The sequence below is a fragment of the Marivita sp. genome, from assembly GCF_017643905.1.
Classification (GTDB): Bacteria; Pseudomonadota; Alphaproteobacteria; order Rhodobacterales; family Rhodobacteraceae; genus Marivita.
The window spans coordinates 1-9,080 of record NZ_JAEPMO010000165.1 but is presented as its reverse complement, the minus strand read 5'-3'; the positions used below and the strand labels follow the sequence as shown (position 1 = coordinate 9,080).

The 9,080-nt window shown below is 58.0% G+C and carries 9 protein-coding genes; 4 read left to right on the top strand and 5 right to left on the bottom strand.

The genetic code is table 11. The features are described 5' to 3' along the window. The 4 genes from JJ869_RS19875 to JJ869_RS19860 form a co-directional block, all read left to right on the top strand. Nucleotides 1-1,095 (top strand): M24 family metallopeptidase (locus tag JJ869_RS19875; RefSeq protein ID WP_292269930.1); only part of this gene is annotated, 1,095 nt, incomplete at its 5' end. A 1-nt stretch (nt 1,096) separates the two neighbouring features. Next, entirely contained in the window at nt 1,097-1,861 is a 765-nt protein-coding gene (locus JJ869_RS19870; protein WP_292269931.1) for a glucose 1-dehydrogenase, read from the top strand. 10 nt (nt 1,862-1,871) lie between these two features. Then, a complete protein-coding gene (locus JJ869_RS19865) occupies nt 1,872-2,615 on the top strand; it encodes an SDR family oxidoreductase (protein WP_292269929.1) in 744 nt (247 codons plus the stop codon). Then, nucleotides 2,615-3,787, top strand: coding sequence for an alpha-hydroxy acid oxidase (locus JJ869_RS19860; RefSeq protein WP_292269927.1), 1,173 nt, complete (start codon nt 2,615-2,617; stop codon nt 3,785-3,787). The genes JJ869_RS19865 and JJ869_RS19860 overlap by 1 nt, the downstream gene beginning before the upstream one ends. Nucleotides 3,788-3,922: 135 nt before the next feature. Here the strand turns inward: JJ869_RS19860 and JJ869_RS19855 are convergent, their stop codons facing one another. From JJ869_RS19855 to JJ869_RS19835, 5 genes are all read right to left on the bottom strand, one after another. Continuing rightward, complete coding sequence (locus JJ869_RS19855; RefSeq protein WP_292269926.1) at nt 3,923-5,563, bottom strand: acyl-CoA synthetase; 1,641 nt, start codon at nt 5,561-5,563, stop codon at nt 3,923-3,925. Nucleotides 5,564-5,566: 3 nt separating this feature from the next. Then, nucleotides 5,567-6,367, bottom strand: coding sequence for an enoyl-CoA hydratase (locus JJ869_RS19850; protein ID WP_292269924.1), 801 nt, complete (start codon nt 6,365-6,367; stop codon nt 5,567-5,569). Between the two features lie 11 nt (nt 6,368-6,378). Further along, nucleotides 6,379-6,828 (bottom strand): OsmC family protein, encoded by a 450-nt coding sequence (locus JJ869_RS19845; protein ID WP_292269923.1) that lies wholly within the window; start codon nt 6,826-6,828, stop codon nt 6,379-6,381. A gap of 81 nt (nt 6,829-6,909) precedes the next feature. Then, on the bottom strand, nt 6,910-8,052 hold the full coding sequence (locus tag JJ869_RS19840) for a glycine cleavage T C-terminal barrel domain-containing protein (RefSeq protein ID WP_292269922.1): 1,143 nt from the start codon (nt 8,050-8,052) through the stop codon (nt 6,910-6,912). Nucleotides 8,053-8,216: 164 nt separating this feature from the next. Then, complete coding sequence (locus tag JJ869_RS19835) at nt 8,217-8,705, bottom strand: Lrp/AsnC family transcriptional regulator (protein ID WP_292269920.1); 489 nt, start codon at nt 8,703-8,705, stop codon at nt 8,217-8,219. Nucleotides 8,706-9,080: the final 375 nt, after the last annotated feature.

Below are 9,080 nucleotides of genomic sequence, written 5' to 3'. Positions count from 1 at the left end.
GTCAACAACATCCGTTATGTCAGCGCGACCAAAATCGGCGAGTGGGAACGGGACAAGATGTGCCGGTTCTGCCTGCTGACAGGCGACGACTCCCCCTATGTCTGGGATTTCGGGTCTGCTGCAGTGCATCACAAGCGTTATTCGGATTGGCTGGAACCGGATCACTGCTTGGCCGGGGTCGTCGGCATGCGTGGGACGATCCCGCCGGAATTCGGCTTGATGCGCAAATATGCCAAGATGATCGCCCAATTGATCAAGGATGCGGGCATGGCGGATATGCCGGTCGGCGTGGACTATGCTGAAACGGCAATGTTCCACGCGCTGCAGGAAGAAGGCATCAACGTGGTAGATGGCCAGCAGATCATGTTGGCGGCACGCGAGATCAAGAACTGGGACGAAATCCAGCTTCTGACGCAGGCCGCTGCAATGGTCGATGGTGTCTATCACATGATCTACGAAGAACTGAAACCCGGCGTTCGCGAAAACGATATCGTCGCGATGTCCAACAAATTGCTATATGAAATGGGTTCGGACGACGTGGAGGCGATCAACGCCATTTCCGGCGAGCGTTGCAATCCGCATCCGCACAACTTCACTGACCGTCTGATCCGCCCCGGCGATCAGGCCTTCTTTGATATTCTCCAGTCTTATCAGGGTTACCGAACCTGCTATTACCGGACCTTCAACGTGGGTCGCGCGACACCGTCGCAAAACGACGCCTATGTTAAGGCGCGCGAATGGATCGATGCCTCGATCGCGATGATCAAACCGGGTGTGTCCACCGACAAGGTGGCCGAGGTCTGGCCAACCGCCGAGTCGCTTGGTTTTGCCAATGAGGATCAGGCCTTTGGCCTGCAGTTCGGACACGGACTTGGTTTGGCGTTGCACGAAAGGCCCATCATCAGCCGTGCGGTCAGTATGGATCACCCGATGGAGATCAAGACAGGCATGGTGTTCGCGCTGGAAACATATTGCCCCGCAACCGACGGCTACTCCGCCGCGCGGATCGAGGAGGAAGTGGTCGTTACCGAAACCGGGTGCGAGGTGATCAGCCTTTTCCCGGCCGAAGAACTGCCCATTGCGAACCGGTACTGACATGGGCAATCCCTTTGATCTGACAGGGCGCCGCGCGCTTGTCACCGGTGGAGCCACCGGCATTGGTGAGGGCATCGCCCTTGCCCTTGCCGCGGCCGGGGCCGATGTGGCGCTGACCTATCGCAGCCATGCGCCAGAAGAGGTGCAAGCCAAGATAAAGGCATCGGGCCGCACGTCCGTTGCCGTGCAGGCGGATTTCCATGGCATGGACGAAGCCGCCGCCACGCAGGTGGTGGACTTCGCACGGGACGGGCTTGGGGGCCTTGATATCCTTGTGAACAATGCCGGCATCATCCACCGCAGCAACAGCACGGACATGTCGCTGGACGAATGGCGACGCGTGTTGGCGATCAACCTCGACTCGGTCTGGCTGCTGTCGCAGGCGGCCGGGCGTCACATGGTTGCTCACGGTGCGGGCAAGATCATCACCGTGGCCTCGGTGCTGAGCTATCAGGGGGGTCTGGGTGTGCCGGGATATGCCTCGAGCAAACATGCCGTGCGCGGGTTGACGCGTGCGCTCTGCAACGAATGGGCTCCGCACGGGGTGAACGTCAATGCAATCGCACCGGGCTACACTGCCACAGACAACACGCAAGCGCTGCGCGATGATCCCGACCGGTCCCGCGCCTTGCTAGAGCGAATTCCCGCAGGCCGTTTTGCCGAACCATCCGAGATTGCAGGCGCGGCCGTGTTTCTGGCCTCTGACGCCGCCAACTATTGCCATGGCAGCACCATCACCGTCGACGGCGGTTGGATGGCGCGCTGAAAGGATCCATATGGAACAGACACTTACCGGAAAGACCGCGTTGGTTACAGCCGCAGCCAACGGCATTGGCCGCGCTTCGGCTGTAATGCTTGCGGAACGCGGCGCAACGGTGATTGCAACAGATATCGCCGAGGATGCTTTGAGCGAACTTCAGGTTAGCCATCCGGGCATCACCGGCATGGTTTTGGATGTAACCGACACCGCTGCAGTGCAGGCCCTTGTCACTGGTCTGGGACCACTGGACATCCTGGTGAACTGTGCAGGCTGGGTGCATGACGGTACAATCCTGGATTGCGACGCCAACGCGTGGAACCGATCATTCGACTTGAATGCCCGGGCACTGTTTGAGGTCACCAAGGCCGCCCTGCCCGGCATGCTGGACAAGGGTGCCGGTTCCATTGTCAACATCGCCTCTATCGTCAGTAGCGAAAAAGGCGCACCGCGGCGGTTCGCATATGGGGCCTCGAAGGCGGCGATCATCGGCATGACCAAGTCCATCGCGGCTGATTTCGTGAAGGACGGTATCCGCTGCAATGCAATATGTCCGGGAACGGTGCAAAGCCCGTCATTGAACGACAGGTTGGCAGCAACCGGAGATTTCGATGCCGCGCTGGCCGCCTTTAAAGCACGCCAGCCCATGGGTCGCCTCGGAAAGCCCGAGGAAATCGCCGAAGTCGTGTGCTATCTGGCCAGTGACATGGCGGCTTTCACCACCGGACAGGCCATTGCCATCGACGGTGGCTGGTCGATCTGATGCGTCTGGACCAAGCCGCCTGCATCGACGACCTGCGTGAGATCGCCCGCCGCCGCATCCCGCGATTTGCCTTCGACCTCGTCGATGGAGGGGCCGAGGGCGAACGCAACCTTCGCCGCAATGCTCAGGCCTTTGAAGAGATCGAACTGACCCCGCGCTACATGCGCGATGTGAGCCGGATCGACACGTCGGTCACGTTGTTCGGTCAAAGCTTCGATGCGCCGTTCGGAATGGCTCCGATCGGCGTACTCAACGCCTTTTGGCCCGGTGCCGACCTGATGCTGGCACGGCTCTGCAAGGCGAAGAACATCCCCTATACCGCGTCCTCCGCCGCCTCCACGTCGCTGGAGGCCTTGGCCGAGGCGGCGGATGGGAACGGCTGGTTCCAGCTTTATGTGTCCAGCGATGGAGATGTCACTGAAGGCCTGGTCGCACGGGCAGAAGCTGCGGGTTATCCGGTGATGATGGTCACTGCTGACGTGCCCGCCGCAGGAAAACGCGACCGGGACATCCGCAACCAGTTGGCCGTGCCCTTCCGCTTTACGCCAGACGTGGTTTTGCAATGTGCACTGAACCCGCGCTGGTCTCTTGCGAGCCTACGCCATGGCACGCCAAACGTTGCCAATTACGCGGATCTTTTGAAGAATGCGACCTCCTACGCTGAGGTCCAGAAGACGCTGATCACTCCAGGGTTTACGTGGGAGGATCTCAAGCGATTGCGCGACCGCTGGAAAGGAAAGCTGCTGGTCAAGGGCATCCTGCACCCGGACGATGCTGTACAATGTGCAGACTTGGGGTGCGATGGCATCGTCGTGTCGAACCACGGAGGCCGCCAGGTCGCCTTTGGTCAACCCACGATCGAAGCGCTGCCACCAATCGCGCGGGCGTTGGGTGGCCGCATAGCCGTTCTGCTCGACAGCGGCATCAGGCGCGGCTCGGACACGCTGCGCGCCAAGGCGCTTGGTGCAGATTTCACGCTGGCAGGCCGTGCGCTGGCCTATGGCATCGGTGCTGGCGGCGCTGATGGTGCAGAGCGCGCGTTTGATCTTCTGACCCTCGAGTTGAACCGCGCCCTTGGACAGCTTGGGCTGAAGTCATATTCCGATGTCGGGCCAGACGCCCTGTCCAAAGCACCCAGACAAACGAGTGCGTGTCGTCAGCGGAACCCGTAACGCGCAGAAAACTGAGCTCTATACGGATGACCGTGTCGCTTCTGAACACCGGGCACTTGCAACGTTGATACCAAACTGACCTTTGGCGTTTCCGTGGGAGTTAAAAAGACCTGGCGTTAACGTTCAGGTGCTGGTTCAGGTTTGTTGAACCAGTTCTTTGGCGTAATCACGCAGGGCAAATTTTTGGATTTTGCCCGTCGACGTTCGGGGAATGCTTGTGATGACAAACTTTCCTGGAACTTTGTAGGCAGCGAGCCTTTCGCGGCACCAAGCACGCAAAGCGTTTATGTCAATGTCATGACCCGGCGCCGCTTCGATAAACGCACAGGGAGTTTCGCCCCATTTTGCGTGCGGCATTGCGACCACAGCAGCAATCTCCACTGCAGGATAGCTGTAAAGAACCTCTTCCACCTCTATGGAGGAGATGTTCTCTCCGCCAGAGATGATGATGTCCTTTGAACGGTCCTTGAGCTGTATGTACCCATCGGGATGCACCACGCCAAGATCGCCCGAATGGAACCAGCCGCCCTCAAAGGCTTTCTGCGTGGCAACGGGGTTGCGGAAATAGCCTTTCATCACGACATTGCCCCGGAACATAACCTCGCCCATCGTTTCCGCATCTCGGGGGACCGGTTGCATGGTCTCAGGGTCAAACACATCCAGCCCTTCAAGAGGCAGGTAGCGTACGCCTTGGCGTGACTTCAGTCGGGCCTGTTCGGAGCTTGGCAGGGAAGACCAGTCCTCATGCCAGTCGTTCACAACAGCGGGACCATAGGTTTCAGTAAGCCCGTAAAGGTGCGTCACATCAAACCCTGCAGTCTTCATATCGGCCAACAGCTTTTCCGGAGGTGGTGCAGCTGCGGTGAAGAATTGCACCGTATGGTCAAGCGCGCGTTGCTCTTCTTTTGGCGCAGAGATCAACAGAGACATCACAATCGGAGCGCCACAAAGATGTGTCACGGTCTCATCCGCCAATGCGGCCCAGATTGGCGCAGCTCGGACCTGCCGCAAGCAAACATGGGTTCCGATGATCGCGGAGAGCGTCCACGGGAAGCACCAGCCATTGCAATGAAACATTGGCAGCGTCCACAGGTAGACGGCGTGTTTGCGCATTGAGGTGGTCAGCGCATTACCCTGTGCCAACAGATACGCGCCACGATGGTGGGAAACGACGCCTTTCGGATCGCCTGTTGTCCCGGAGGTGTAGGTGATCGAAATGGCGTCCCATTCGTCTTCGGGCATAAGCCAGGCAAAGTCCGGATCGCCTTCGCCTAAGAAGCTCTCATACTCGGTCCCGTCGAACGCAGCGCGTGCGCCGTCATATTCAGGATCATCAACTAGGATGACAGACGGACTGACCTGCGCCAATTCCAACGCGTCTTGCATCAGGGGCAGGAATTCAGCATCGACAAAGACGATCTTCGACATCGCGTGATCAAGTTGGAATGCGATGATCGCGGCGTCGAGCCGTGTGTTGATCGAATGAAGAACAGCGCCGCACATGGGAACGCCGTAGTGGCATTCAAGCATGGCCGGGATATTTGGCAGCATCGAAGAAACCGTATCCCCCCGTCCGATCCCACTCTGTGTGAGTGCTGACGCCAACCGCCGTGAGCGCGCATAGAAGTCCGCGTAGCTGCGCCGCAAGCCACCATGGACAATCGCGGTGTGATCGGGGAACACATGGGCGGCCCGCTCCAGAAAGCTCAGCGGGGTCAGCGGCTGGTGGTTCGCTGGGTTGCGATCCAGATCGGTATTGTACGGATTTGCGGCCATGTTTTACGCATCCTGCCACTGAGGAGTGCGTTTTTCGATGAAGGCACCAATGCCTTCCTCGGCATCCCGAGCCAGCATATTGTCGACCATCACCTTTGACGCGTAGTTATAGGCATCGGCCAAGGGCATCTCGCGCTGAGCGTAGAAGGCGCGTTTTCCAGTGGCCAATGTCATGCTCGATTTGGACGCAATCTTGCGGGCCATTTCGGTGGTCGCCTCGTGCAGCGATGCCTCGGATACCACACGATTGACCAACCCGATCTCTGCGGCGCGTTCGGCAGGCGTCATGTCGCCTGTCAACAGCATCTCCATGGCGTGTTTGTTCGACACGTTGCGCGACAGGGCCACCATGGGGGTGGAGCAAAAGAGACCGATGTGAACGCCAGGAGTGCTGAACTGTGCGGTCTCAGCAGCAATGGCCAGATCACAGCTCGCCACCAATTGGCAGCCTGCCGCCGTCGCGATGCCGGTGACCTCGGCAATGACGGGCTTTGGGCAGGTCACGATGCCCTGCATGACCCCGGAACACAGGGCCATGACCTTTGTGAAATAGGCTTTGCCTCCGTCAAGCCCGCTGCGACCGGCCGTCATTTCCTTAAGATCATGACCAGCGCAAAAGGCAGGCCCATTTGCAGCAAGAACGATCACTCGGACCGACGGATTACGACCTGCTTCCGCGAACACCGTACCAAGCGCATCCAGCATCGCTTCGGACAGCGCATTGCGCCGTTTCACGTCATTCAGCGTAAGGCGCAGAATGCCGTCATCGCTCAGATCGCTGAGAAGAATTTGATCCGTGTGCATGGGGCGGTCCTTTAGAGGATGTTGATTTCAACGCTGTCGGCCAGCGTGTTGGCGATAAAACAGTACCGGTGCGCCCGATCCTGCATCTCGGCCATCTGTGCATCTGTGACCGAGAAACCGGTGTCGAACCGCACCACCGGATGCAGATCAATCCGCGTAACCGACATCTGACCTTTCGGGTTTTTGCCAAGATGTGCCTCGGCATAGTCGTGATAGCTGGCCACGGGCCATCCTGCCTTGGCTGCCAGAGCGAGGAAGGTCATCATGTGGCAGCTTGAAAGCGCCGAAGCCAATGCTTGCTCGGGGTTGGTATTCGACGGGTCACCGCCCCAATCCGGGGCAGAGTCGACGGTAATGTCGTACAATCTGTTCATCTGCACGGTATGTGCGTTTGAATAGGTTCCGGTCGCAAACACGGGTTCGGCGCGCTGCCAGTGCAGCTCGATGGAAAGATCGGACATGTCTGAAGTCTCTGTAGAAGATGAGCGGTGAAGCCGCGCGGGTGTCCCAAGGACGTCCGCGCCGCTATTGATCCTGACGGGTTAAGCCGCTGCGATCTGCTTCTTGGGGTCGTAGAAGGGGAATTCGACCACAGTTGCCTTCGTCGGGCCGGATTTCGTCACGACTTCGACTTCTGCACCAAGAACCGCCGCATCTGCCGAAACCATCGCCAATGCGATGTTCTTTTCAAGGCGCGGCGAATAAACCGCCGATGTCACCTTGCCGATTTCCTCACCGCTCTGGTTGATCGTCCAGAAGGTCGTGTTCGGACCTGTGAGCGGGTCGCAGTCAATCACCAAACCGATCTGCTTGCGCTTGGGGCCCTCTTCCTTGATGCTGCGCAGCGCGGCCTTGCCGATAAACTCGGCGTCCATGTCGAGGTTCACAAGACGGTCATACCCCAACTCGTACGGGTTGGTGTTGATGTCAGCATCTGCATGGTAGGACAGCATGCCGCCTTCGATCCGGCGGATCGACGATGTGTGGCCCGGCTTGAGACCGAATTCCATGCCCGCAGCCATGATGCGTTCCCAAAGAAGGTCGCCTTTGGAGCCGTCGCGCAGGTAAAGCTCATAGCCCAACTCGCTCGACCATCCGGTTCGTGACACGATGAGCGGAATGCCGTCCAGATCAACTTCGCGCAGCCAGTAATATTTCAGGTCCATGATGCTGTCACCGAACAAAGCCTGCATGATCAGGCCCGATTTTGGCCCCTGAAGCTGGAGTGGCGAAACATCGGGTTCGCGAATTGTGATATCCATGCCGGAATGTATCGCTACGCCCTGCGCCCAAAGCAGAATGTCGCTGTCCGCCAGTGAGATCCAGAAATGGTTTTCCGCGAGCCTCAGCAGGATCGGATCGTTCAGGATGCCGCCCTCGGCGTTTGTGATCAGGATGTATTTGCACTGACCCACAGCCATCTTCGACAGGTCGCGTGGCGTCAGTTTTTGCACGAAGGCCGCCGCATCAGGACCGGTAATTTCGACCTGACGCTCAACCGCAACGTCGCACAGGATCGCGTCATTCACGAGGTTCCAGAAATTCTGTTCCGGGTCACCAAAGTCGCGGGGGATATACATGTGATTATAAACAGAAAAACCTTTGGCGCCCCAGCGAACTGTTGCGTCGAAATACGGGGATTTGCGGATTTGTGTGCCGAAGCCAAAGTCGTCTGTTTGTGTCATGTTTTCGCCCTTGCAGCAGGTGGCCTGACCGGCCCGTGAAGTGTTGAAACCTGTCGAAGACTTAGTTTGAAAATCGGGATGCTTTTGGTCTGATAACGCGCGCCGATTAGGCCGTTTAGTCCGATTATCAGTCCAAGTAGAGGCCGTTCAGTCTGGAACCGCGCTTACCCACTTTTTGCGATCAGTTTGGCAAGATTCGGCCTGCTGGTTTTGATCTGACGAGTCGCAATGTATGTCATGTAGCGTTCAATCGAGAGTTCGGCCGCAAGCATGTCTTCCATGATCGCCTGAAAGGCAGCAAGGCTGGGTGTCGCGACTTTCATCACATAGTCCATACCGCCACCGGTCGCGATGCAATCTGTGACCTCGTCCAGTTTCATGATGTAGTCTTCGAAGCGAACGAACTCGGCTTTACGGTGTGATCCCAGTGAGACCGTGACGACGACTTGGGTGAAATCTACGATCCGCTCCAACGCCAATTCGGCATGGTAGCCGCGGATATAGCCTGCGGCTTTCAGCCGGTCGAGCCGCGCCCAGCACGGTGTAGACGATAGGTTCACAAGCTCTGCAAGGCGCGTCTTGCTGAGTTGTCCATGTTGCTGGACTGCACTGAGGATTCGAATGTCTGTAGCGTCGAGGCCCAGCTTCTTCATGCGCGCACGTGTCTCACTTGGTCGATGTGCCGGTTGCCCGAGCAGTCAAGGAATGATCATCCGTACACAATCTCTGGTATTTTGCAGAGTGAGGCATACGCTTTTCCGACCAATTCCTCCGAAATCACGCCATAAACACTGTGCAGCGCATTTTGCCGACTGTTAATTGCGGCCAGCGATTGAGGCGCAGAACAGCGCTGTTAGCTACGAAAACCACGTGCTGCGCGGGCTCTTCTAGGGTCGGGACTTCGGTAACGGTTCCCTCTCTGTCAATAGATTTTGGCCAAGCGATTTGATCCCCGCCGACGGGTTGTTCTCGCTTTGTCGATCCGACTGCTGTCTTGCGGCTCTTGGATGAGGTCCTTCAGGAACATG

What these genes read in the sequence shown, in the direction of transcription:
- JJ869_RS19870 (WP_292269931.1), top strand. Translation starts at nt 1,097, where the DNA reads ATGGGCAATCCCTTTGATCTGACAGGGCGCCGCGCGCTTGTCACCGGT.
- JJ869_RS19865 (WP_292269929.1), top strand. Translation starts at nt 1,872, where the DNA reads ATGGAACAGACACTTACCGGAAAGACCGCGTTGGTTACAGCCGCAGCC.
- JJ869_RS19860 (WP_292269927.1), top strand. Translation starts at nt 2,615, where the DNA reads ATGCGTCTGGACCAAGCCGCCTGCATCGACGACCTGCGTGAGATCGCC.
- JJ869_RS19855 (WP_292269926.1), bottom strand. Translation starts at nt 5,563, where the DNA reads ATGGCCGCAAATCCGTACAATACCGATCTGGATCGCAACCCAGCGAAC.
- JJ869_RS19850 (WP_292269924.1), bottom strand. Translation starts at nt 6,367, where the DNA reads ATGCACACGGATCAAATTCTTCTCAGCGATCTGAGCGATGACGGCATT.
- JJ869_RS19845 (WP_292269923.1), bottom strand. Translation starts at nt 6,828, where the DNA reads ATGTCCGATCTTTCCATCGAGCTGCACTGGCAGCGCGCCGAACCCGTG.
- JJ869_RS19840 (WP_292269922.1), bottom strand. Translation starts at nt 8,052, where the DNA reads ATGACACAAACAGACGACTTTGGCTTCGGCACACAAATCCGCAAATCC.
- JJ869_RS19835 (WP_292269920.1), bottom strand. Translation starts at nt 8,705, where the DNA reads ATGAAGAAGCTGGGCCTCGACGCTACAGACATTCGAATCCTCAGTGCA.